Source organism: Candidatus Flexifilum breve (assembly GCF_016713355.1).
Genome location: NZ_JADJPI010000023.1, coordinates 144579 through 170163, shown reverse-complemented (window position 1 = coordinate 170163; position 25585 = coordinate 144579). Strand labels below are relative to the sequence as shown.

Sequence of the window (25585 nt, the reverse complement as noted above, 5' to 3'; positions counted from 1 at the left end):
TTCGTATAAACTGCAACTAAAAATTATCCGGAAGCAGACCTAATTCTCACTGTCCGGCAGCAGCTTCTTGAAAAACCCCGTGAGCAGATTCCCGATTTTGGTCGGCTGAATGCCGCCTTCCCGCGCGGGTTGAGCGACGGCGCTGTCCATCTGCAGGCCCAACCGCAGCAGGCCGACGCTGGTACTAAAGGCTGGGGATTTGAGCGCATCCGCCATCCCCGTGATCTTCTCCGGTTTGGCGACGCGCACCGGCACGTTGAGCACATTCTGCGCGACCTCGCGGATGCCGGGCAGCAGCGCGCAGCCCCCGGTCAGCACGACGCCCGCGCGCAGCAGCCCGTCGTACCCCGACCGCTTGATCTCCGTCTGCACCATCTCGAACAGCTCGGTGACGCGCGCTTCGATCACCATCGCCAAATCGCTGTGCTTGACCTTCATCGGCATGCCTTCACCGAAGGGCTGCACATCAAACGTCTCGTACTGGCTGACAGCCTTTTCCTGCGCGTTGCCGTACTGCACTTTGACCGCTTCCGCGACATCAAACGGCACGTGCATCCAGTGCGTGATGTCGTTGGTGATCAGATCGCCGCCCACCGCGATCACCGAGGAATGCCACACGGTGCCCTCGATGAAAATCGCCATATCCGTCGTGCCGCCGCCGATATCGACGACCACGCAGCCCATTTCGCGTTCCTGCGGCGTCAGAATCAGATCACCAGAGGCCAACGGATTGAGGATGAAGCGATCCGGGAAGACATGCGCCCCCTGCATCGCCTGTTCGAGATTGGCAACGCTGGTGGTCGACGCCGTGATAATGTGCACTTCGACTTCCAGCCGAAAGCCGTGCATCCCAATCGGGCTGCGCACATGGTCGCCGCCATCCAGCACATACGACCGCGGGATGACGTGCAGCACTTCGCGGTTGTGCGGAATCGCGATCTGCCGCGCGTTTTCAATCGCCTTGTCGATGTCTTCGCCGCGCACACCGCGGCTGCCAATGAGGCCAATCGCGCCGCGGCTGTTCAGCGAGGCGATGTGACTCCCGGCGAGGCTCACGAACGCCTGCCGGATATCGTAGCCGCTGCTTTTCTCAGCTTTATGCACGGAGGCCGAAAGCGCGGCGGTGAGCTGGCTAATGTCGTTGACCACGCCCTTTTTCATGCCGCGACTCGGCTCGATACCCACGCCGACGATGAAGATATCGTCCGTGCGCACCTCACCGACAATCGTGCAGATTTTTGTCGTCCCAATGTCGATTCCGACTACCAAATCGCTCATATGAGGTCCATTTACCGTCCCATCGACACAAAGGGTCGATGCGTATTTACTAGGTTGATCTCGCGCGGTTGAATGCCTTGGGCGGCGTTGTCCGCCACAATAGCATTGTAGATCAAAATCTTCTGCTGCATATCCGCCCCTACGCCTAGCCAGACTTCCCACCCACGCGGGTCGGTGTAACCTAGCCCTTTGTCGGGGTGATAGCGGAACGCCGCCAGTTCTGGCAGCAGATCATGCAGTTGAATGGCACTCGTCACGACCTGCGGGTCGACGCTCGAGCCGATGCTGCCTTCGAGAACCGGATCCGCCTGAATGCGCAGCAGCGTTTGCCGATCTTCGCGCTGCCGCATCACACGCCCCTGCAAATCGATCCACGCGGCTTCCCCCGCCTGCTCCCATACGAGCGCGGGTTCGCGCTCCTCAATGATGACCTGCACCATGTTCGGCGGAAAGCCGACCGTCACCGTGGCATTGGCAATCGTCGGCGATTCGAGCAGATTATCGCGAATGTCGCCCGGATCAAGCCAGAAGACATGCAGCCCACTGATCGGCAGCAATTCGTAGACCTCATTGACGGTCATTGTTTCCAACCCGCCGACGGCGATCCCCGTCACATACATCGAGTCGGCGAAGAAGAAAAAGGCCAGCGCGCCGAGCAGAATCAGGATGAGCGCGCCGCTGAACAGCCGCCACGAAACGAAGACCTGCCCGCGCTTGAGCGCTTGCGGACGATCAACGCTCCCAATGTCCGGGTTGCGCCAGATGGCTGGTTCGCGGGTGGAACGACGTGACATGCGGCCTCATCAACAGTGGATCAACGCTCCGATGATACCACGAATCACACAGACGCGCCCCGGTATCCCACGCAATCCAACATTAAGGTTTCCAGATTTTCGCGTAACAAGTCATGTTTGGCAGGACAATCAGTGGGTTAGTGATTGTGATATGATTCAACTTAAAAGCTAAACTCAAAGAATGTGTTTGCTAGGGAACACCGACAGAAATCGGGTTATTCATTCCGGCGCAACCTTTTGCTGACAGGGACCCGCAATATCAGTGCGCTGTCCGCCATTTGCGGAACCTCGGCTATGTTCAGGACGGAGTGCCAATTCAAAAGCTCGCTGGTGTCGCGTTCCTCCCAGCTAAGGCATTGGCTGGGATGGGTGACCGAGGGAAGATTTCACCCCCCAACCAATCGGCAGGGGTTGAAGACCAACTGGACTCCCCGAACACCGGCCTAACGACACGCGGCCTTGGCGTCCCTATGGCAGCTGCCAAACGCAGGTTTGGTCCAGTTCAAACGAACTCATTCAACGCGATCCCCATGTTCACAACGCGGCATCAACTTGCAATGGGAGATGGGGGTTTCTCGGTGAGGTGGTTGACCCTCTCTTGTGCCCGCTGTCCCACTGCCTGCGTCCCGCAAGTCCGCCAGCCTATGCAATTGCGGCCACGAGAAGCAGCGAAACTCCTAGAACCCTTCCCCCAATGTCTCGATCTCCGTCTCCAGCTCGACACCCGTTGCCAGCAGCACCATGCGCTGCACGTACTTGATCAGCGCGAAGTAATCGCTGGCGGTCGCGTTCCCGGTGTTGATGAAGAAATTCGCGTGCACGGGTGACACCTGCGCCCCGCCGATGCTGTAGCCTTTCAGCCCCAGCGACTCGATCAGGCGTCCGGCGTAGTCCCCCGGCGGATTCTTGAAGATACTGCCGAGGCTCGCCCCCGGCGGTTGCGTCCTCTTGCGATGCGCGATGAACTCGTCCATCTTCGCGTGGATCGCCGCCGAGTCGCCTTTGTGCAGATCGAGCGTCGCCATGAGCACCAGAAAGCGCCGATCCACCCGCCGCTTGAGCGCCGACGTGCGGTAGGTATAGTCGAGATCCGCTTTGGTCAGCACCTGCAAGCCGTGTTCCGCGTCGCAGATTGTCGCCGTGTGCACGTTGCCCGCCATGTCGCCGCCGTGCGCACCCGCGTTGTTGACCACCGCCCCGCCGACCGTCCCCGGCACGCTCGCCGCCCACTCGAAGCCGCTCAAGCCCTGCGACGCGCACTTGCGGGCGAGAATGGTCAGCGAATAGCCGGAGGTGACGATCACCTGTGTGCCCTTGAACGCCGCCTCGCTCACCTTGTTGATCACGACCAGCCCGCGGAAACCCGCGTCGGAGACCAGCACATTCGCGCCGCCGCCCAACACGCGCACGGGGATGTTCTGCTGCCACGCGGCTTGCAGCACGTCGCTGAGTTCGCGCGTCGACTCCCGCGCGAGGTAGACATAATCCGCGGGTCCGCCGAGCCGCGCCGCCGTATATTTGGCTAATGGCTCATTTTGTAGAAGGTGGGGAGACTTGAGCAATTCTGCAAAAGGAGTCATCGGGAAAAGTCAATAAATGCGTCACGCCGCCAATAGAAGTTGAATGCCTTCACCAAATCGTCAACGCTTGGATCGTCCTTTTGAGCCAAGACGTTAAGCACAACTTGCTGAGGAATATCCCCAGAAACTCTCACAGCCAAACCATGGACTGCTGCAAAATGTGGGAGGGCACCCGGATCGTCATCTTTATCGATCATAAGCAGAGCGCAAGCGACGTCTCGATTCAAGGATGTTTTCCACTCATATATAAGTCAGCACCGAACGGGACTGAGATTTTTCTTAACAGGGACAAAAGCTCTCCAAGAATATATAGTCTATTTAGATCTACTCGTCTGAAGAATCTGTGATAGATAATCAACGTGAGTATAGAGCCAGCGACCAAACTGACTACACCGCTTACAAATGTTAAAAACATCAAATAGAGCCCCGCGCCAGGGTTAAATGCATCATCCGGTAATTCCCGGATAGCATTAATGACTGGCGCGATGATAAGCACATAGCAAACTGCCAAACACATCAGCAGACATGCGAGAAAAACTCCAAGCAACCGGGCTGTTTGTAGAAGTTTAGGATGACCAGTCGGTCTCAAAGCTCATTTCCTCTGTGCTCTCTGTGGTTCAAGTCTTTTCGTTTACTTCAGTGCCCGCTTGATGAGGTAATGCTCCCCAATTTTGGGCGCGTCGCCCGCGCTCATGATCACGATCACGGCGGGCGCTTGTACATCCGCCAGCAGCAATTCGGTGGCCGCGTCGAGACTAGCGACATAGCGCGCATCGAGGTGCGGCATATCGCGCACCAGCCACGCCGAGTCGACGCCATCCACGGGCTGTTCGCGCGCCGCATAGATCGGCGTGACGAGCACATGATCGGCATCGCCAAACGCGGTCGCATAGGCGTTCCACAGTGCCTTCGTGCGGCTGTAAGTGTGCGGCTGCCACACCGCCCACACTTGATGACCGGGGAAACGACCGCGCGCCGCCTCTAGCGTCGCCCGGATGGCCGTCGGGTGATGCGCGTAATCGTCGATCACGTACACGCTGTCAATTTCGCCGCGCACGTCGAAGCGCCGCCCCGTCCCGCTGAACGACGCCAGCGCGCCCGCCGCTTCGGCGAACGGCACACCATAGAGCATGGTCGCGCGGATCGCCGCCAGCGCGTTGAGCACATTGTGCCGACCGGGGATCGCCAACTGCACCTCACCGAGCACAGTCTGCCCGTCCTGCGCGGTGAAGCGATAGCCCGTCGTCCCGCTCTGAATCGCGCTCGCTTTCAACTGCGCGGCGGGCGCGTCGATACCGTAGTACGTCTTGTCCACATCGCTGATCGTCTCGCCGAGCCGCAGCGCGCCCGCGTCGTCGGCGCACGCGACGAGCGTCCCGCTCACCAGGCCGACAAAATGGCTGAACGAGCGCTGCATGTCGCCTTCGGTTGGAAAGAAATCGGGATGATCCCACTCAACATTCGTCAGCACGGCGATATTCGGGCGCAGGCCATGGAACATGTTCGCGTATTCGTCCGCTTCGATCACGAACGCGTCACCTTTGCCCACCGCACCGTTCTGCCCGGTGGTGGAGAGCGTGCCGCCGATGATGTAGCTCGGGTCGCGCCCGGTGGTGATCAGGATGTGCGCGATCATGCCGGTCGTGGTCGTCTTACCGTGGGTCCCCGCCACCGCGATCACCGTTTTGCCCGTCATGATCGAGGCGATGATATCCGCGCGCTGGAACACGGGGATGCCCGCCGCGCGCGCCGCCGCCACTTCAACATGCGTCTCGTTAACCGCCGCTGTCACCAGCAGTGCGTCCGCCCCGGCGATGTTCTCCGCCGCGTGCCCGATGTGAATCGTCACGCCCTCGCGGGCCAGCGCCACCGTATAGGCGCTCTCCGACCGATCCGAGCCAGACAGTGTGTAGCCCTGCGCCAGCAAAATGCGGGCGATGGCGGATAATCCCACGCCGCCGATCCCGACGATATGAATATGTCCGTTTGGAGGTAACTGCTGCATAACACCCATTCATGAAATTGTAGGGACGAGGCATGCCTCGTCCGTTTTTCGTATCAGAAGCAGAGGACGAGACATGAGCGTGATGAAAAAGGTCAGATTCCGACCCCACCCCCCGGCCCCTCCCCGAATTCAGGGAGGGGAGCCAACAGCACCTGCCAAGCCGAAAATGTCTTCGTAGGGACGCAATTCATTGCGTCCGCTGGCGAGTGAAACGGCTTTACAAAAGCTTTTTAAACACCCTCATGTCTCGTCCCTACAAAGCTCCTAGTTGGGAGGGAGGGGAATGAAATCGGCTTTCTCAGTCCTCAGTCCTTTGACCTCAGTCCTAGATCAGCACCAGCACAATGATGAACAGGATGATCACCGCGACCGCCAGCAGATCACCGTTGCCCGCTGGCCCACCGCCGAGCAGCACCAGCGGCAGCAGCGAGCGCGCCTGATCACTCGGTGATCCCGGCGACGGGGCGATGATATTCGGCGCGAGCGGATACTCGTTAATGTCCATGAAGTACCACAGCGACCCCCAGATCAGGTAGCCGTTGACAAAACCGAGGATGCCGCCAAGGATGCTCTCCTGCAGGTTGTCGCGGCCATCGCGCGCGCCGGGTCGGCGGTCGCCGGCATCCCCGCCGCCGAAAATCGTGCGGTTCTGGTAGGCGAAGAACACAATCGCGATGAAAATGCCCGCCTGCACCAGAAATACCTGATCACGGCTCACATTGACCAGCAGCGTCCCCCGAATGAGGCTGTCGAACTGGAACAGCGCGAATAAGCCCAGGACGATCCCCGCGAGCGAAATGAGTTCTTTGTTCCAGCCGCGCAAAAACCCGATGATGGCGAAGAACAGCGCCAGCGTCCACAGCATCGCGGAGAGTTGAATCATCCCTCAGCCTACCTCATCTTTGTGCATGAAATCTATCCCGCCAGCTCGATCAACTGCTGCGCCACATTCCCCGCGCCCTCCGGCACACTGAGCGCCGCCGCGTGCGTTTGCATCTCCGCCAGCCGATTCCCCGTCAGCAGCGACTGGATCGTCGGCAGCAAGTCCCGCGCCATATCTTCATCGCGCATGAAGATCGCCGCGCCGCGTTCGCTCAAATACTCCGCGTTGACCTTCTGATAGCGCCACGCGTACGGGTACGGTACGAGGATCGACGGCAGGCCGAACAACGGATATTCGCCCAACACACTCGCTCCCGCCCGGCTGACCGTCAAATCGGCGGCGGCCAGCGCCAGACCGACATCGTCGTGCAGGTATGCATACGGGTGATAGTGCTGGAACGCGTCGACGCGCCCCATGCCGAGGTCTTCCGCGCGCTTCTGCAAATCGCCCCAGTCCAGCGTCCCGGTCACGTGAATGATCTGCACGCCGAACGCCAGCAGTTCGGGCAGCGCGTCCAGCAGCGCATTGTTGATCGTGCGCGCGCCGCGGCTGCCGCCCCACACCAGCACCGTCTTGCGCGCCGGATCGAGACCAAAATGCTCGATCGCCGCAGCGCGTGTCGCCTGTTTCAGCGAGTCACGTGTCGGGTAGCCGGTCACGACCGCCTGCCCGGCGCGGAAATACTGCTTGGATGCGTCTGCCGTCACCGCGACCCGCGTCGCGAAATGCCGCAGTATCTTGATCGCCAGCCCCGGCTCAATATCCGGCAGATAGATCAGGCTGGGCACGCGCAGCAGCCAGCCGCTGAGCGCCACCGGCAGGCCGACCCAACCGCCCGTCAGCAAAATCACATCAGGTTTGCGCCGTAGAATCAGGCCGAGCGCTTGCAGCGTCCCGATGATCAACTGGACGATGCTGCCGAGCATCGTGAGTGGACTGACGCCGTGCAGCGGCCCCGCCCGCACTTCGTCGTAGTTTTCGAATGACAACGACGCTTCGTCGAGCAGCGGACGCTCAAACCCGCCGACGCTGCCCACAAACATCAATTTAGCGTTCGGCTGCCGGATAAACAGGGCTTCGGCGGCGGCGATTGCCGGATACACGTGGCCCCCCGTCCCCCCGGCTGCGATCATCACGCGCACCAGAATTTACCTTTCCCTTGTTCAGGCGAGCTTCCGGCGAATGCTGCACGGCACTCACCCGCGCCACGCTCAGCACCAACGCCGACCCCGCCAGCACCGTCACCAGCGACGACCCACCAAAGCTGATGAACGGCAGCGCTACGCCCGTTGACGGTACCAGATTGAGCATAACAGCGATGTTCAACAGGGCTTTTGTGATTATCCACAGCGTTACGCCGGATGCAAGCAGCGACCCGAACGAGTCCGTCGAGCGCCGCGCGATCTGCAGGCCGCGAATGACCAGCACGACGAACAGCAGAATTACGAACCCTGCGCCAAGCACGCCAAGTTCTTCGCCGATGACCGCGAAGATGCTGTCGGTGTGCGGCGTGGGCAGCGCGCCGAACTTTTGCAGGCTTTGACCGAGGCCACGTCCCGTCCAGCCGCCGTTCATAAACGCGATGATCGCCTGCTGCGCGTGGTAGTTGGTCTGCGTGAGGTCGGTCAAGCCCTGCACATACGAACCGACGCGATCCTGTGCGTAGCTCAGGCGCTGGCTGACCACCCACCCGGACACGCCCATCAACGCCAGCACCGAACCGAGATGCACCACGTTCGCGCCCGCGAGGAAGAACATCAACCCGGCGGTGATGAAGATCGTCGCCGCCGTGGAGAGGTCAGGCTGGAGCAGCACGAGCACGCCGATGATGCCGAGCAGCATGGCGAACGGGAACAACCCGCCGAAGACGCTGCGCACCTGCGAAATCTTCTTCGAACTCAACCACGCCGCGAGATAAATCGTCACCGTGAGTTCGGCCACTTCACCCGGCTGATACGAGCCATTGAGGAACGACCGCTGCGCCCCGAACACGCCATCGCCGAACAGGAGCACGGCGATCAACGTGGCGATGGTGACGAGCAGAATCGGCACGGCAAAGCGCTTCCAGATGCGGTAGTCGATGATGACCAGCGGCACAAACACCACCAGCCCGACGATCAGGTTACGCGCGTGCTGCATGAAAATCACGGTGTCGCTGCCGAAATCCTGATAACTCCAGTCAAACGTCGTGCTGTAGATCATCAGGCAGCCGATGGCCAGCAGCAGCACCAGCACCACCAGAATCGGCACATCCAGGGTGGAGAAAAATGTCCAGCGGCGGTCGGTCCGGGAATCTTGCATCATGCGTCCTTCAAAACCAGTTCACAATATACAGTTTACAGTAAAGCCCACGATCCCGCCCTCGATGATCGCGCGGTGAACGCCATTTCCGACCCCACCCCGGCCCTCCCCGAATTCAGGGAGGGGCGACAGAAGAGACCGTTTTCTCCCCTCTCCCCCTGCGTGGGAGAGGGGTTGTGAGGGTTTTAAACCCCCTTGCCTCGTCCCGCAGCGGGAGGGCAAACCTCTTCCCTAGATTTACCTTATATCGAACAGTCGCCCCCTCAACCGCTTGCGTGGGAGAGCGTTGGGCAGAGGTTACAGCGCATTCACCAGCGTGCGGAAATGCTCGCCGCGCTGCGCGAAATCGACATAGGCGTCGTAGCTTGTGCCACCCGGCGAGAGCAGCACGACATCGCCCGCCTGCGCGATCTGCGCCGCCTCGGCGACCGCCGCGTCGAGCGTTGGGCACACAATGACCACATCGTCGCGCCCCGTCAACCCTTTGACCGCCTTGACGACCTTCTCTGCCGCCGATTTCTCTTTGGTCGTGTCGCCAAACGCAATGATCCGCCGCGACTTGTTCAGCGCCAGCGCGACCAACTGTTCCCACGGCAGGTCTTTGTCCTTACCGCCGAGCAGCAGCACCAGCGGCTCCTCGAACGACTTGAGCGCCGCGACCACCCGTTCCGGCGCGGTGGCAATGCTGTCGTTGATGTAGGTCACGCCGTCTTTGACGCACACAATTTCCAGCCGATGCGCCACGCCGCGAAACTCGCGGATCACGTCCGCCATGACTTCCGGTTTGACGCCCGCCGCGCCGGTGAGCGCGCACGCCGCCAGCACATTCAACACATTGTGTTCGCCGCGCAGCAGAATGTCCTTGCGCTCACAGATCACATGCGGCGAACCGTCGTAGCTGGAATCGCCGACGAGCAGCAGTCGTTCGCCCGCGAGGAACGCGCCGTCCGTCACCATGTCGCGCCCGCTGAACCACGCCACGCGCCCATCAAACACGCCGCTTTCGCCGATGAGACGCGTGTTCGCGTCATCCCAACCGAGCACGGCGATGTCATTACCACCCTGCCAGCGCAGCAGATTCGCCTTGGCGGCGATGTACTCGTCCATCGTGCCGTGCCGATCCAGATGGTTCGGCGTGATGTTGGTGATCGCCGCAATCGGCGGGCTGACGCTCATCAGCTCCAGTTGAAAACTCGACAGTTCCATCACCACGCGGTCGCTCGGCTGGATGATGGGCAGCACGTGCAGCAGCACGTCGCCGATATTGCCACCGACCCACGTTTTGTGCCCCGCCCGCTTGAGGATTTCCCCCGTGAGCGTGGTCGTGGTTGTCTTGCCCGCGCTGCCTGTAATGCCGATCACGGGTGCCGGGCAGCGTTCCAAAAATAACTGCGCGTCATTCGTCAGCGGCACGCCGTAGCGTCTCGCCACCTGCACAATCGGCAGGTCGTTGGGCACGCCGCCGGAGAGGCACAGCAAGTCAGCGCCTTCGAGCAGCGTTTCCGGATGACCGCCGAGCACAAATTCCACTGACGGGTAATCGGACGGATTCAGGTTCAACTGCTCCGCCGTCTTCGAGTCACTGACCACCACGCGCGCGCCGACGGTCGGCAACCAGCGTGCCAGCGCCTGCCCCTGCCGCGCAAAACCTAAGACCACTACGCATTTACCATTAAGCGGATCGTACATACATGCTCCCAGTTAAAAGTCAAATTGCGGCCACCTGCATTTCCACTTTTAACTTGCTACTACAACAACACCAGTGCCACGCCGATCATCGCCGCGAGCAGGCCGACCAACCAGAAGCGCTGCACGATCTGCGTTTGGCTCCACCCGACCAGCTCAAAATGATGGTGCAGCGGCGACATCTTGAACAGGCGCTGGCCTTTCGTCATGCGGAAGTAGGTGATTTGCAGCACTACGCTGATCATCTCGGCCAGCGGCACAATCGCGATGATCGGCAGCAGCAGCCACTGCCCAGTCATCACGGCGACCGTCGCCAGCGTCGCGCCGAGCGCGAGCGACCCGGTATCCCCCATGAATAACTGCGCGGGGTGCGCGTTGTACCAGAGGAAGGCGAAGCACGCGCCGACCAGGATGAAGCACAACTGCACGAGGAAGATTTGCCCCTGCAAATAGGCGATGATGCCGTAAGCGGCGAACGCGCTGGCGGTGATAATGCCCGACAACCCGTCCAACCCATCGGTGAAGTTGACGGCATTCGACATGCTCACGATGATGAAGGCCACCAGCGGAATGAAGATCAACGGAGAGACGCCGATGCGGATATTCAACAGCGGGATGGGGATTTCGTTGGCGAATTGAAAGCCGCCGTTGTAGACCGAAATCACAGTCGCCGTGATCAAAGCGAGCACAATTTGCCCGCCCATCTTCGCCCGCGCGCTGATGCCTTCGCCAATCGGTCGCCCTTTGGAACGCGCGATCCCTTCCCAATCGTCAATCGCGCCGAGCAGCGCAAACCCAATCAGCACAAACACGGGCAGCATGATGCTCGCGCCCGTCAGGGATTGGTCGGGGCGCAGCAGATTGACCACATTCAGGCCGAGCGTGATCAGCACGACGGGCACGACGATCATGATGCCACCCATCGTCGGCGTGCCGCGCTTCTTCTGATGTTCCGCGCCCAGAACCGCGAGAATCTGCTTGCCAATTTTCAGGCGGCGCAAAATCTCCACAAACGGCCCGCCCCAGATCACGCCGAGCACAAAGGCCAGCGCTCCCATCGACAATGCAAACGGAATTCCCGCGTTCATAACAGCTCCTAGTTCACAGTCCTCAGTTTACAGTTCACAGTGAGTGATGCGCTTCCGTGTCGCCAATTGCCCGCACATCATCAAGTAGGGGCAAGAAAATAAGTTTTCCAGACGAGTTCCAACTGATCACTGTCAACTGTAAACTTATCTCCTGATCTCACTCACCGCGCCGCCCTGCGCCGCCAACTGCTGGCGCACGCTGTCGGTCGGGATTTCCAGCAGAATGACCAACCGTTCCGCCAGACTGCGGAACACGGGCGCGGCCACCACCGAACTCCAGTATTCGCGCGGACGATCCAACCGGATCAGCACGCTGATCTGCGGATCGTCCGCGGGCAAAAAGCCCACAAACGTCACAATGGACGCTGTGTCATCATAACCAATGGCGTTCGGGATTTGCGCCGTCCCGGTCTTCCCGGCGATGCTGTAACCCGCGACGGCGGCGCGTTCGTCCAACCCCTGCTCGACGACCTGCACCATCATGTTGGTGACAAGCCGCGCCGTTTCTGCCGAAATCGGGCGACCGAGGTTGGCCGTGCGCGACGGGATGCGCGTATCGCCATCGATGATCTCATGCACAATGCGCGGCTGCATCATCAAGCCGCCGTTGGCAATCGCATTGACCGCCGTGAGCATTTGCAGCGGCGTCACCGCCACGCCTTGACCATAGCTGTTGGTCAGCAGATTGCTCTCGCTCCAGTTTTCATCGCCGGGCACATGGAGCTGACCGGACTGCTCACCTTCGAGATCGACGCCCGTCAGCCGCCCGATGCCAAAATCATTCAGCGATTGGTAGAAGTTGGTTGGCCCCATCTCCAGTGCAATCGTGGCCGCGCCAACGTTGAGCGACTGTACGAGGATCTGCGTCACATCGATCGCGCCGTGCGCCGCCCGATCCCAATTGTAGACTTCGATGCCCGCCTGCCGCAGCACCCCCTGATCGTTGTACCAGTAATCGGGCGCAATTGTCCCATCGTCGAGCGCCGCCGCGACTGTCAGCACTTTCATGACCGACCCCGGCTCATACTGCTGGCTGATCGCCGGGTTATTCCACACGCGCGGATCCTGCGCCTCGCTGTACACGTTCGGGTCGAAGGTCGGGTAGTTCGCCATCGCCAGAATATCACCGTTGCGCGGGTTCATCACGAGAATCGTCCCCGCGGTCGCGCCGGACGTGCTGATCGCGCCGAGCAGTTCGCTTTCGGCAATGTACTGCACATCGCGGTCAATCGTCAAAATGATGTCGCTGCCGCGATCTTCGTGCACATCAACGCTCGGCACTTCGAAGGGGATGTTGCTCACTTCGCGTTCCTGCACGCGGCCTTCTAACTGCTCGTTGTAGTAGCCTTCCACGCCGAAGTAACCGATCAGGTCGCCGCCGACAAAGCCGATCAACTGCGCGCCGACCGGGCCTTGCGGATAGCTGCGGCGCGGCACGGCTTCCATATCGATTTCGTTCAAATCCAGTTCACGCAGACGCGCCGCCTTCTCCGCCGAGATCAGATCCGGGAACGGAACCCACAGTTGATCACTCGTCAGCGCCTCATAGACCTGCAGTTCCGGCACGCCGAGGATCGCGGCAATGCGGGTCGCATCTTCGCGCGCGTTCGACACGAGATTCGGGCTGACGCCCACGCGATATTCCAACGTATTGACGGCCAGTACTTCGCCATGCCGGTCGTAGATGTTGCCGCGCGCCGCCGCCAGTTCCAGCGTGCGCCCGTAGCTGCTGTCGCGGAGCTGCGTGAGATAGGTTTCGACCGTCGGATCGAGCGGCAGTTGGAACGACGCCAGACGTCCGAGCAGCACCAGACTGGCCAGCACCAGCCCGACGACCACGAACGGCAGACGCTTGCGGAAAATATCTTGCTGTTGGGGCAGACTCGTCGTGCTCATAGTTTGATCACCAATCCAACTCATTAGCTTTTCCCCCTCTCCTGTAGGAGAGGGGCCAGGGGTGAGGTTTGCAGTTCAGGAAACTTAATTACCCCCTAACCTGCCTCACGTTTTACTGCCTCATGGCGGCGGACGCGATACATCGCGTCCCTACAAAAACGAATTCGGTTTGGCGAGCCTCCATCTGTCTCCCCTCCCCGAATTCGGGGAGGGGCCGGGGGTGGGGTCCGCTCTACTGTCCGGATGCCGCCTGCGTGCGTGTGGTGAAACCTTCGACTTGAATGCGGAAGGCGTCCCACTGCTGCTGCAACCACCCTCCGAACGTCTCGTCATACTCGGGCAGCGGCTCGGCTTCCGCCTCGATCTCGATCGGCGCGGAGGTCGTATCCGGGTTGTAGCCGTCGATCACAATATAGCGGATATCGGCTGCATCTGCCGGAACGAAACCCATCTCGTTCGCCCGCCCTTGCAGGCGGGGCATACTCTGCAAAATGGCGATTTCGCCGCGGATCTGTTCGTTTTCCTGCTGCAGCTCGTCGCGTTCCGCCAGCATATCTTCGAGCTGGCGACCGAGCGTCGAGGCTGCCGACGACTGCGACAGATACAGCGCGCCGATGATGATCAGCACGAACAGGCCGAGCGTCGCCAGCGCGATCACCTGCCGCTGCGGTCGCCATCGTGACCGATCAAGAGTGTGTTCAATCCAGTTCGCCATAGGTCAAAATCCAAGCAGTTAAAAGTTAAAAGTGACAAGTTAAAAGGTAAGGTCGCTGTGCTTGACATTCGCTTTTAACAGTCGTCTTTTACCTTCTCATCAACCCAACTCAAGCACCTTCTCGAAAATCATGGTGTAGGGGCAGACCTATGTGTCTGCCCGGTTGTGGGCGCACACCCGGGTGCGCCTCTACATTTAAAAGGGACAAGTCTAAAGTAGAACATTCCCGTCTTTTACTTTTAACTTTCAACTTTCCCCTTTTAACTTCTCCACTATCCTCAGCTTCGCGCTCCGGCTTCTGGGATTCTGCGCGATTTCCGCTTCATCTGCAATCAGCGGCTTGCGCGTGATCAGCTTAACGCTGGCGTGATGCCCGCACACGCAGATCGGCACTTTCGGCGGACAAATGCAGTCGGTCGCCGCCAGCTTGAACGCCTCCTTGACGATGCGATCTTCGAGGCTGTGAAAGCTGATGATTGCCAGCCGCCCGCCCGGTTTGAGCAGATCAATAGCGGTCGGGATCACGCTCGCGACCACGTTCAACTCGTCGTTGACGGCGATGCGCAGCGCCTGAAACGCCCGCGTCGCCGGGTGAATCTTCTCTTTCGGGTCGTGCCGCGCCGCCGCCGCGATCACCTCGGCGAGCTGCTTGGTCGTCGCATACGGTCGATGCTTGACGACCGCCCGCGCGATGCGCCGTGAGTCGCGTTCTTCGCCGTACTGGTAGAAGATGTCTGCGAGTTCGTCTGCTTCCAGCGTGTTGACCAGATCCGCCGCCGTATCGCCCCTGTCGGTCGGGTCGAAGCGCATGTCGAGCGCGCCCTCATGCCGGAATGCGAAGCCACGTTCGGGCGTATCCAACTGCATCGACGATACGCCCAAATCCATCAAGATCGCGTCCACATGCTTCCAGCCGAGCAACCGCGCCTGTTCACGCATATCCGTGTAGCTGGCGTGCGCGATCTGCACGCGCTCGCCATACGGCGCGAGGTTGGCCGTCGCGAGGCTGATTGCCATCGGGTCGCGGTCCAGGCCGAGCACGTGCGCCGCGCCCGCATCGAGCAGCGCCGCCGTGTGCCCGCCCGCGCCGAGCGTGCCGTCAATTGCCCGCTCAATCGGCCCTTCAGGAATCAACCCCGCAATCACCGCATCGCGCAGTACCGGAATGTGCATCGAACCGTTTGCCTCTATCGCTGACTCTACCGCGCGATTATAGCACGATCACCCGATCGCTATCGGGCAATTTCTCATCAATGACATGCAGACTGCGACCAAAATCCCTCTGCTTAATCGCCTGTAAACACGGTATAATTAGAACACAATTTCAACTATAGCTATCCTAAAACCCTATGACTTTCACACCTTCCGAGCACATTCAGACGATTCTGCGCAATCTACCGATGAAGCCCGGCGTCTATCTGATGAAGGACGATCAGGGCACGATCATCTATGTGGGCAAGGCGAAAAAGCTGCGCAACCGTGTGCGCAGCTACTTCAACGCCAGCGCGGAGGATAACCCCAAAACGCTGCGCCTCCGCGAGAACATCCGCGATATTGATTTCATCGTTGAAGAGAACGAAATTAAGGCGCTCATCCTCGAAGAAACGCTCATCAAGCGCCACCGCCCGCACTACAACATCGCGCTCAAAGACGACAAGAAGTACCCGTATATCAAAATCAACTGGAACGAACCGTTCCCCAAAGTCGAGACGACGCGCCGCATCGCCAACGATGGCAGCCGCTACTTCGGGCCGTACGTCGCCATGTGGGCAGTGCAGAACACGCTGCAATCGCTGCGCAAAGTGTTCCCCTACCTCACCTGTGACCGCGTGATCACCGGCAACGACCCACGCCCCTGCCTGTTCTACGACATCAAGCTGTGCGTCGCGCCGTGCATCGGCGCGGTGAATCAGGAACAGTACCGCGCCATGATCGCCGAACTCATGGACGTGCTCGGTGGCAAGTCGGAAGGCGTGGTCGCCCGCCTCCAGTTGGAGATGAATGCCGCCGCCGAAAACCTCAACTTTGAGCGCGCCGCCGCCCTGCGCGATCAACTGCGCGCTATCGAATACATCACGCGGCAGCACAAGGCCGTGAGCAGCGACTTCATCGATCAGGATGTGATCGCGCTCGCCCGCGACAAAGACGAAACCGTCGTCCAGATTCTGTTTGTGCGCAATGGCAAGCTGATCGGCAGCGATGCGCGTTCGCTCGAAGCGACCGAAGGCGAAACCGATGCCGAGGTGCTCGGCGAATTCATCAAGCGCTTCTACAGCACGAGCGCCGAAGTCCCGGCGGAAGTCGTGCTCCCGCAGAACATCGAAGAGGCGCGCATCATTCAAAGCTGGTTGAAGAGCCGTCGTAGCGGAGAGCGCGTCACGATCACCGTGCCGAAGAAGGGCGACAAGCGGCAAATCCTCAACGTCGCGGAAGAGAACGCCAAAGAGACGCTGCACATGCTCCGCGCCCAATGGGAAGCCGATTCGCACAAGCACGAGACGGCGATCAAAGAGCTGCAAACCGCGCTCAATTTGCCGAATCCGCCGGTCCGCATCGAATGCTATGACATCAGCACGACGCAGGGCACGGCCATCGTCGCCAGCCGGGTCATGTTTGTGCAGGGGACGCCCAAAAAGGACGAATACCGCCGCTTCAACATCCGCACGGTGACACATGCCGGGTCAGACGATTACCAGTCGATGCGCGAGGCGCTCACCCGCCGCTTTGCCCGCTGGAAGGAAGCGCAGGAGAACCCCACGCCGCGCCTCGTCGGCAAAGAGGACAAGGACGAAACGTGGCGTCTGCTGCCCGACCTGCTCATGATCGACGGCGGCAAAGGTCAGCTTGGCGTCGCCGTGGAAGTGCTGCGCGAATTCGAGCTGACCGACAAAGTACCGGTCGTCTCCCTCGCCAAGCAGTTCGAAGAGATCTACCTGCCGCACAATCCCATTCCGGTGATTCTGCCGCGCCGCAGCGACGCATTGTTCCTCGTGCAGCGCGTGCGCGATGAAGCGCACCGCTACGCTATCACCAGTCATCGCGCCCGCCGCACCAAGCTCGGCATGGCGAGTCAGCTAGAGACCATTCCCGGCGTCGGCCCGACTAAACGCAAGGCGCTCCTTAAAGCGTTCGGCAACTCCATTGATGCCATTCGGCAGGCCTCAGTCGAGCAGTTGGCGGCGGTGCCCGGCATTAATCGTAAGCTTGCCGAAAACATTAAGGAAGCCTTGTGACTTCACGCAAAATTCATAACATCTATACATTTATACTGGAGGTTCATGTTAGGATGTTAGAGTAATTCTTTTGTCGCAAGGATGCGTCCATGACGTATATTTTGGTCATCGAGGATGAGCGGTATTTGCTGGAGGACATTACCGAAGTCCTGCAATATACGTCGTTCACTGTCCAGGGTGCAAGCAACGGTGTACAGGGGGTCGAACTGGCGTTGAAAGACCCGCCAGATCTCATCATCTGTGACATCATGATGCCCGGCATGAACGGCTTCGAAGTCCTCGAAAGAGTCCGGGAAAATCCCACCACCGTCAACGTCCCCTTCATTTTCCTCAGCGCCCGGTCTGACCGGAGCGCACTCCGGCACGGCATGGAACTCGGCGCGGACGACTACATCACCAAGCCCTTCACCTCCCATGAACTGCTCACAGCAATCTTTGCGCGCCTCAAACGCCAGACCCAGATGGTCGAAGAGGCGGAACAGCGCCTGGAGTACGTCAAGAAACAGTTGGCGCGCATGGTGACCCACGAACTGCGTACACCGTTGATTTCGATCAACACCGTCGTCGAAATCGTTTCGCGCCAGCTCAACAGCCTCGAACCCGCGGAACTGACGGAACTGCTCGGCACGATTGACGCGGGCAGCAAGCGCCTCAGTCACCGCGTGGAACAGTTAGCCTTCATCACGCAGTTGGAAACGGGCATGCTCAATCCGGAACTCATCCGCGATAACGGCATCACCATGTCGATGTGGGAACTGCTCATCCCGTCGACGAACCTCGCCCGCCGCTTCGCCTACCAGCAGCAGCCGAATGTCGGCATCAAAATGCGTGACCGTGACCGCGAGGCCATGATCGTGTGCAACCCGCCCGCCCTCAAGCAGGCGTTCGCCGAAATCATCGCCAACGCGCTCGGCTTCGCGCCAGAAAACACCGATGTCGAAGTGGTCGAATGGCGCGCCGATAACCGCGTGTGGGTGAGCGTCACCGACCGGGGTCGCGGTATCCCCGATGAGAAGCTGACCGCCGCGCTCGAAGCCTTCCAGCAGATCGACCGCGAACGCTATGAGCAGCAGGGCATCGGCATGGGCTTGAACCTCGCCCATCGCATTATCTCTGCCCACGGCGGCAAGCTTGATATCCGCTCCGTTGTCGACAAGTACACGCAGGTGACCGTCAGCCTCCCACTCGCGCCCATCAAGTAACGCTCCCCCTTTTCTCATCGAATTCATCGCGCCGCCGGAGACCTCCTCTCCGGCGTGCTGTTTGTTTTCCTGGGTACCCAGCGACATTACCCTAATGGTTACTGAGAAAATCACCCATCTGTTGCACGTTTCGGCCAAATACAGATATAATTATGTTTGCAATTAAGCAGCAATGGAGACCGGAATGACTCAAGCTTCCCGAATCCGCGTCGTGATCGCCGACGATCACGACCTTTTCAGAAGCGGTTTGGCAGTCTTTGTCCGCGCCTGCCCCGAACTGGATTTGGTGGGCGAAGCGACGAACAGCAGCGATGTGATGGCCTTGTGTCAGCGCTACAACCCGGACATCGTCATCATGGACTTGCTCATGCCTGCGACCAGCGGTGTCAACACCATCCGGTCCATTCGGCAGCGTTTTCCGAGCACCCGGGTGATCGCGCTGACGAACTTCGAGCAGGAGGAGCTCGTGCAGTCGACCATTCAGGCGGGGGCGATCAGCTACCTGCTCAAGAACATTTCGGTCGACCAGTTGAACACCGCGATCATGGCGGCTTACGAGGGGAAATCGACGCTCGCCCGCGAAGCGGCGCAGGCGCTCGTCAGCGCGACGCACCGCCCCACTGCCGACAACTTCCACCTGACTGGGCGCGAACGTGAAGTACTGGCGATGATGATCAAGGGACTGACAAACGTGCAGATCGCCGAAAAACTCAACATCAGCCACTCGACCGCCAAGAAGCACGTCAGCAATATTCTGGCCAAACTACAAACGACCAGTCGAACCGAAGCCGTGGCCATTGCCGTCCAAAACCGACTGGTTCCAGCCCGAGCGAGTTAAGCCGCTCCAGGAGTAGAGATGTCCGCATGGACAGACACCGTCTCAGCGAGTTGATCGCACATTGGCGCGTGCTCGCCGAAGAGGCGCGCCAGCAGGGGGACAACCCGGCACAGGCGGGCATCTTTCGCGCTCATGCCTTCGGCGTCAGCGATGGGCTGGAGGTCGCGGCCAAAGATCTGGCGGACATTTTGGAGGCATTGCTGCAAGAGATCGACGACGCCGACGAGGCCTAGATCCTGGGTAAAACGGACGCGCAATAGCGCGTTCCTACGAAATAAGTTTCCCCTCAAACCAGTAAAAAAGGACGAGGCGTGAGCATATTTCACAATTGGTCAGAATATTCAACCTCACCCTGCTTGCTGCGCAAGCCGTCCCTCTCCGGGGGGAGAGGGACACCACCCGCTGTGCCCTTGCCCCTCGCCCTCTGGAGAGGGGCGGTTGAGCGCAGCGCAACGGGGTGAGGTTAGACAAAGTGCCGATGCTGAAATGACTTCATGCCTTGGCCGATTCTTCCCTGACATAAACAAATAAGGACGAGGCATGCCTCGTCCCTACGAAAACCTATCTTGTCGAGGCGCAGGGTCCTGTGCCTCTTTTCAAGTCAGTTTATGACGTTTCGACCGTGATCGGATCGCTCATGTAAAGGAAATTCAGGTTATCCGTGTCGGTCAGGTCGATGATCGCCAACTGGTAACTGAGCGTCGTCCCACGCGGCACATTCGCGAATACGCCATTGGGGATGAACAGCACCACATCGCTGAACACCGACGAGTCATACAGCACGGTGAAGATTTCGCCGGTGCCAATCGTGCCGAACAGCTCATAATCACCATCCGCCGCTTCCAGCGCGTCGCCGTTGCCATCGGTGAAGATGATCACCGCGGCGATGTCTTTATCCAGCATGTTATCGACCTGGAACGACAGCGTCACCTGCGTGCCCAACTGCCCCTGACTCTTCACACCGAACTGCACGTTTGCGTCGAGCAGGGTTGCCGCTGCATCTGACCCGGACGAACGCGGTTCAAATGCACCGCGCGAGCCGGTGACATCCGGTGCGGGCATTTCGAGCTGACCATGACCGAACAACGGGTCGAAGCCGTTCTCGCCGAGGTCGCGCGCGTTCTCAATCAGGAACGCTTTGACCTCTTCCTGCGTCATATCCGGGTAGGCCTGCATGACCAGCGCGGCGGCGGCGGCCACCAGCGGCGCCGACCCCGACGTCCCGTTGAAGCCAAACGAATCTTCGTAGCCGGGGAGCTGTTCGCCCGTCGGCGCGGCGATATCCGGCTTATTGTCGTTGTCCATGCGCGGACCTTCGGAGCTGTAATCCTCCAGTCGATCCGATTCGCGTCCAGTCGCGGCAACCGTCAGCGCGGACGCTGCATCGCCGGGGATACTCACGCTGTAGGTCGGCACATTCGCCCAATCGGCGACATACGCGCGCGTGGTGAAAATATCGAGAATATGGTCGGTTGTTGCGCCGCGCCCACCCTGAATCGCCAGATAGTAAGTCGCGCCGGGTTCCGTCTCAAAGGCGGTGAACTGGAAGGGGAAGTCATTGCGCCGCCCGCTCTTGGGCTCGGACGCGAACGCGACCTCATTGCCCGCTTCATCCTGAATCGTGAAGCGGAAGAACGTCTCTTCGCTGCCCTCCCAGTTGCCATTCCAGTTGAGCGCGATCATCGTGAAGAAGCCATTCGCCATGAACGGCATCCAGTACTCGCCGTTGCCGAAATCGTGCCAGCCATCATCGCCGGGGTTGAAGTACCACATACTGTGCGCCAGCGCTTCATTGCCCGCCGAATTCACCCAGAGCGTGCCCGTGTCGCGCACGAATTCATTGACCCACACGGCCTGTCCCCACGTGCCATCGCGCGGACCCACCGACGAACCGCCCGAATAGCTCACGATATCGACGTCGTTGTCGGCGAAGAATTCCAGCGCGTCGAGGAACGCGCTGTCCGTGCCGTCATAGTAGGCGACGAACAGCTCGGCATCCGGCACGACGCGGTGAATCACGATGGCGCACGCCGTCCCGTGATCGGAGGGCGTGAATTCCAGATCGTCGAGGTCATAGTTGCCGACGACGCTGCGTGGCAGTTCGCCCGCCTGAATCTGGGTGGCGATGCCCGCGAAACCGCCGACATCCAGCACGCCGATGCGGATACCTTCGCCCGTGAAACCGGACTTATTCCAGTCATCCGTGTTGACGTAATCGCCGTTGACCGAGTCGATTTGCAGATTGAAATCGGTGGGCAAGCTGCCGATTGGGCCGCGGAAGCCGACCACATGCGGCACGTTGGCAACCGTGACGAGATATTCGATCAAGGTGCCGGGCGTCTGGTACTGCGCCAGAATGTCCAACGGCACGCCGATTTCGAGTTCGCCCGTGTTCTGCAGGTAGTCGTAGACCGTGACGCCCAAGCCGATCAGCGCGTCGGTCACCTGCGGCACATTGGCTTCGTCGTCAATCGCCAAATAGCCGACCAGTTCGTTAAAGTCGTTGATGATGCCGCGGGCCAGCGCAAGTTCTTCGACACCCGCAAGGCCGGTCTCGTCGTATTCGGTCAGTAGATCGAGATAGCTGAGCGGTAAGCCGAGCTTTTCCATGATGCCGCTGTCGGTCAGGAAGACGGCCAGCCCCGTCCCGCCCTGCTCCTCGAAGATCGTGACGATCCGCTCGTACAGCAGGCTGAAGTCGATGTCCTCAACCAGCGCGCCTTCCAGTTCTTCGATATACGGCTGCAAATCCGGGTACGCCGCGAATAAATCATCGAGTGTAGGCGGCGGCGTGAATTCCCGGGGCGCGACAGGTGTCCCCCGAATGGTGCGCGCCTCACCGGGACCGATGGGCGTGACGACGGGCGGCTGGGGGGTCGGCGTCGGGTTGACCGGACGAATGCCGATCCCCGGCGTCGGGGTTGCTTCCTGCGCGCTGACAGGCAGCAGCGCCAGCACCGCGATCAGCGCCATGATAAGTACGAGCACACGTTTACGCATCACGAGCATCTCCTTGAGAAATGACAGTCTCAGTCTGGATCTATGCATTACATCTAAAACGTAGGGCGAAGGCCAACCTCACCCCTAAATCCCCTCTCCCAAGGGCGAGGGGACTTAAGAATCCTGCTTGTCTCCCCTCTCCTCTAGGAGAGGGGTTGGGGGTGAGGTTTGAAATACCTATGCCTTGCCCCAATACCACCCTAAAAACTCTCATTCCTGTCCAGCGCGCGCCCCGCGCCGAGCAGAAACACGATAGAAAATGCCGCCAGCACCCCCCAATGCACCAGCAGACCATTGGCGGTCGTCGGGTAATCGACGCTCAACGCCGTCGGCGCGCGGTACGCCTGCCGCGCGGCGGGCGCGCCGACCAACGGCAGATTCGTGCGTGGGTTGACCGGCATGACTTCTACAACAAAATGGCTCTCCGCGTCTCGCTCGACCATGTGCGCGGTCGCGCCAAGCGCCTCCAGCGACCAGCGCGTGATCGTCAGGCGGCTGGGCACTTCCAGCGGGCCTTCCATCGGGAAGAGCACGCCCGGCAGCAAAATCTGCACGAACAGCACGAACAGCACGAGATACGTCACCGCGTTGACCTGCCGGTTGAGCGCGGAGATCAACAGGCCGATGCTCACGCCCGCCAGCGAGGTCAGCGCCAAGGTGATGAAGATCTCCAGCGGCCCCCACAGCAGCACGCCCTGTTCCGGCAGCACCACGCCGACCGACAGCGCGATCATCGCGAGGAAGCAGCTAAACAGCGAGAAGATGCCGTACACCACCACCTTCGAGGTGAGATACGGCGCGATCCGCAGATTCGCCATGTGTTCGCGCAGGAAGAGCGTCTTCTCTTCGACGATGGTGTAGGCCGCCGCGAAAATACCGAGCAGCGCCACCGACAGCGCCAACATGAACAGTAAGCGCTGGGCTTCATTAGCCGGGATGTAGGTCGCCGTGCTGCGCACCGAGGGTGCGGCGGTGCCGCCCTGCGCCGCGGCGTTCTCATTCCGCCGCCGATCTGCGCGGGATTGTTGGGTAGGCGCGGCTTCGGGCGTCGCCTCGGCGAGGGTATCTTCCGGCGGCGCGCTCACTTCACTGAGCGGCAGGCGGTCGAAGAAGGATCGCAGCGCGGCCTCGTTCTCAAAGCGGTCGATGAGCATTTGCCCGCGTGTGTTATCGACCTTGTCCCAACTGATCAAGCCGAGGAACAACCCCACCAGCGGCAGCACCACCAGCAGCGCGATCAGCGTGCGGAAGTCGCGCAGAGCCAGCGCTAAAGTGCGCGCGACGAGCGTCTGCGCCTGCTGACCGAACGAACCGCGCCGCCGCCGCTGCAGCCGTTGATTGGAGAGCACGCTGTTCTTCGCCGACATTTCGGCGGGCGTGGGCGCTTGCCGCTTGATGACGAACTGCTCGTAGTAGGCGGTCTTCTTGAACGCTTCCGACCACAGGCGCGCCGCTTCTTTCGGATCAATGTCGCGGCTGGCGCGGGTGTCGGGCGCGTGCAGCACGCGGTTATACAGCTCGGTATAGTCGCGCACGCCGAAGAAGGCGAGCGCCTCTTTCGGCGGGCCGTAGAACGTGAGATAGCCGCGCGACATGATCGCCAGCTTGTCACACATGCCGATGTTGAGCGTAGTATGCGTCACCACGACGACGATGTTGCCCCGGCTCGCCAGCCGCCGCAGCGTTTCCATCATGCTCCGGTCGAGGCCGGGGTCGAGGCCGGACGACGGCTCATCCATGAACAGCAGATGCGGCTCGGCCATCAATTCCATCGCAATCGAGACGCGCTTCTTCTGCCCGCCGCTCAAACGCCCGACCAGCGTCGCCTGTGCCTCTTTGAGCTGAAGCTGCTCGATCACGCGGTCGACACGCTGCACGCGCGAGACTTCCGGCTCGTTGGGGAAACGCATGCGCGCCCCAAACGTGAGCGTTTCGCGCACGGTCAGGTTGCTCTGCACGATGTCGGTCTGCGGCACATAGCCGATCACCGGCTGGTAGAGTTCGTAGTTGGCGTACAGGTTATCGCCGTTGACCAGCACCTGCCCGCCCGTCGCCTGATTCGCGCCGTTGAGCGCGCGCAGCAGCGTCGATTTGCCGGAACCGCTGCCGCCGATGATGGCGACGAATTCGTTCGGGTCGAGCGAGAGCGACACGTCGTTGAGCAGGTTAACCGCCCGCCGCCGGATGCGTCCGCTCTGCACCTGCATTTGCAGGTTCATACCGTCCATGTCGAAGTTCTGGATGGTGGACGACTGCCAGAGCGTGCCATCTTTGAAGGTGAGCAGCACCTGTTCCACGCGGATCACATCGTCGTCGTGCAGTTCGACCGGGCGCGTGATCTTCTCGTCGTTGACATAGGTGCCATTCGAACTGCCGAAGTCGGTCAGCACGAAGTCGTTGCCGCGTTTGACGATCTGCGCATGGTTCCACGAGACCGCCAGCGCATCAAGATACAGCGCCGAATTCGGGTTGCGCCCGATGGTGAACGGCTGATCGGTCAGCGTGTAAGTCTTGCGCTCAACGGGTGCGGCCGCCATCTCCTGCGGGTTGATGAAGGTGAGCGTCACACCGATCCCGGTGCCATCCTGCAAACGGATACGGTCACCGTTCTTGAGCAGCGCATCGTCGATGATCTGGTCGTTGACTTTGACATCGCCGGGGTAGTTGCTCAGGTCGAACAGGCGAAAGCTCGCGCCCTCGCTGGATAAGCGCGCCATGCGCGGCGCAATCCCCCGCGCCTGCAAAGAGACTTCCTGTGCCGGGTCGCTGCCAATATGGACCGTCGACTCCAGCAGTGCTACTGTGAACGCCTTGCCGTTATCCGGCGCGATCTGCAGGAAGGCCTGCGTCTGATGCGCGCCGAGTGTCACTGTCAACTGCGTGCCGCAGTTTGGGCAGCGCGTCGCCCCCGCCGGGATCGTCGCGCCGCAGTTTGCACACGTTTTGTCCGCCAATGTTCCCCCTACAGCGCGTCCGTGCCCGTTATCAATGGTCCACCACCCCCGGCAGCTTCCCTCAATTCGGTGAACGAAGGATTGGGCTGCGGAGTTCCACATGTCATCCGAATATTCGCAAATTTCTCGTAG

Annotated in this window: 19 protein-coding genes; 4 read left to right on the top strand and 15 right to left on the bottom strand. The window is 60.3% G+C overall.

Going from position 1 to position 25585, the window contains the following annotated elements; all coding sequences use genetic code 11:
* Positions 1–39 precede the first annotated feature (39 nt).
* The 13 genes from ftsA to rsmH form a co-directional block, all read right to left on the bottom strand.
* The gene (ftsA, locus tag IPK17_RS20500; RefSeq protein WP_343419562.1) at positions 40–1278 is read right to left on the bottom strand and encodes a cell division protein FtsA; all 1239 of its coding nucleotides are present in this window, start codon (positions 1276–1278) and stop codon (positions 40–42) included.
* 11 nt (positions 1279–1289) lie between these two features.
* Positions 1290–2072, bottom strand: a complete 783-nt coding sequence (locus IPK17_RS20495; RefSeq protein ID WP_343419561.1) for a cell division protein FtsQ/DivIB — start codon at positions 2070–2072, stop codon at positions 1290–1292.
* A gap of 677 nt (positions 2073–2749) precedes the next feature.
* Complete coding sequence (murB, locus tag IPK17_RS20490; protein WP_343419560.1) at positions 2750–3652, bottom strand: UDP-N-acetylmuramate dehydrogenase; 903 nt, start codon at positions 3650–3652, stop codon at positions 2750–2752.
* Entirely contained in the window at positions 3649–3879 is a 231-nt protein-coding gene (locus IPK17_RS20485; RefSeq protein ID WP_502748958.1) for a DUF7716 domain-containing protein, read from the bottom strand. Before IPK17_RS20485 ends, murB begins: the two co-directional genes overlap by 4 nt.
* A gap of 404 nt (positions 3880–4283) precedes the next feature.
* On the bottom strand, positions 4284–5657 hold the full coding sequence (murC, locus tag IPK17_RS20480; protein WP_343419558.1) for a UDP-N-acetylmuramate--L-alanine ligase: 1374 nt from the start codon (positions 5655–5657) through the stop codon (positions 4284–4286).
* 325 nt (positions 5658–5982) lie between these two features.
* On the bottom strand, positions 5983–6540 hold the full coding sequence (locus IPK17_RS20475; RefSeq protein WP_343419557.1) for a hypothetical protein: 558 nt from the start codon (positions 6538–6540) through the stop codon (positions 5983–5985).
* Positions 6541–6572: 32 nt separating this feature from the next.
* Complete coding sequence (locus IPK17_RS20470; RefSeq protein ID WP_343419556.1) at positions 6573–7643, bottom strand: UDP-N-acetylglucosamine--N-acetylmuramyl-(pentapeptide) pyrophosphoryl-undecaprenol N-acetylglucosamine transferase; 1071 nt, start codon at positions 7641–7643, stop codon at positions 6573–6575.
* A complete protein-coding gene (locus IPK17_RS20465) occupies positions 7588–8844 on the bottom strand; it encodes an FtsW/RodA/SpoVE family cell cycle protein (RefSeq protein ID WP_343419555.1) in 1257 nt (418 codons plus the stop codon). Before IPK17_RS20465 ends, IPK17_RS20470 begins: the two co-directional genes overlap by 56 nt.
* Before the next feature lie 294 nt (positions 8845–9138).
* Positions 9139–10530: a UDP-N-acetylmuramoyl-L-alanine--D-glutamate ligase gene (gene murD / locus IPK17_RS20460; protein ID WP_343419554.1), complete on the bottom strand. Its 1392-nt coding sequence runs from the start codon at positions 10528–10530 to the stop codon at positions 9139–9141.
* Positions 10531–10589: 59 nt separating this feature from the next.
* Positions 10590–11615 (bottom strand): phospho-N-acetylmuramoyl-pentapeptide-transferase, encoded by a 1026-nt coding sequence (gene mraY, locus IPK17_RS20455; RefSeq protein ID WP_343419553.1) that lies wholly within the window; start codon positions 11613–11615, stop codon positions 10590–10592.
* Positions 11616–11759: 144 nt separating this feature from the next.
* Complete coding sequence (locus IPK17_RS20450; protein WP_343419552.1) at positions 11760–13535, bottom strand: peptidoglycan D,D-transpeptidase FtsI family protein; 1776 nt, start codon at positions 13533–13535, stop codon at positions 11760–11762.
* A 208-nt stretch (positions 13536–13743) separates the two neighbouring features.
* Positions 13744–14226, bottom strand: a complete 483-nt coding sequence (locus IPK17_RS20445) for a hypothetical protein (RefSeq protein WP_343419551.1) — start codon at positions 14224–14226, stop codon at positions 13744–13746.
* Positions 14227–14472: 246 nt separating this feature from the next.
* Positions 14473–15399 (bottom strand): 16S rRNA (cytosine(1402)-N(4))-methyltransferase RsmH, encoded by a 927-nt coding sequence (gene rsmH, locus IPK17_RS20440; RefSeq protein ID WP_343419550.1) that lies wholly within the window; start codon positions 15397–15399, stop codon positions 14473–14475.
* 176 nt (positions 15400–15575) lie between these two features.
* Here rsmH and uvrC point away from each other — a divergent pair, with 176 nt between their 5' ends.
* From uvrC to IPK17_RS20420, 4 genes are all read left to right on the top strand, one after another.
* Positions 15576–17459 carry an excinuclease ABC subunit UvrC gene (uvrC, locus tag IPK17_RS20435; protein WP_343419549.1) on the top strand — a complete coding sequence of 628 codons (1884 nt, stop codon included), beginning with the start codon at positions 15576–15578 and terminating at the stop codon, positions 17457–17459.
* Between the two features lie 89 nt (positions 17460–17548).
* A complete protein-coding gene (locus tag IPK17_RS20430) occupies positions 17549–18661 on the top strand; it encodes a hybrid sensor histidine kinase/response regulator (protein ID WP_343419548.1) in 1113 nt (370 codons plus the stop codon).
* Positions 18662–18845: 184 nt separating this feature from the next.
* A complete protein-coding gene (locus tag IPK17_RS20425; RefSeq protein ID WP_343419547.1) occupies positions 18846–19499 on the top strand; it encodes a response regulator in 654 nt (217 codons plus the stop codon).
* A gap of 26 nt (positions 19500–19525) precedes the next feature.
* Positions 19526–19732, top strand: coding sequence for a hypothetical protein (locus IPK17_RS20420; protein WP_343419546.1), 207 nt, complete (start codon positions 19526–19528; stop codon positions 19730–19732).
* Positions 19733–20105: 373 nt separating this feature from the next.
* On the opposite strand, the gene IPK17_RS20415 is transcribed toward IPK17_RS20420, so the two are convergent.
* Positions 20106–22499: a S8 family serine peptidase gene (locus IPK17_RS20415; RefSeq protein ID WP_343419545.1), complete on the bottom strand. Its 2394-nt coding sequence runs from the start codon at positions 22497–22499 to the stop codon at positions 20106–20108.
* Positions 22500–22699: 200 nt separating this feature from the next.
* Entirely contained in the window at positions 22700–25453 is a 2754-nt protein-coding gene (locus tag IPK17_RS20410; protein ID WP_343419544.1) for an ATP-binding cassette domain-containing protein, read from the bottom strand.
* Between the last annotated feature and the right edge of the window lie 132 nt (positions 25454–25585).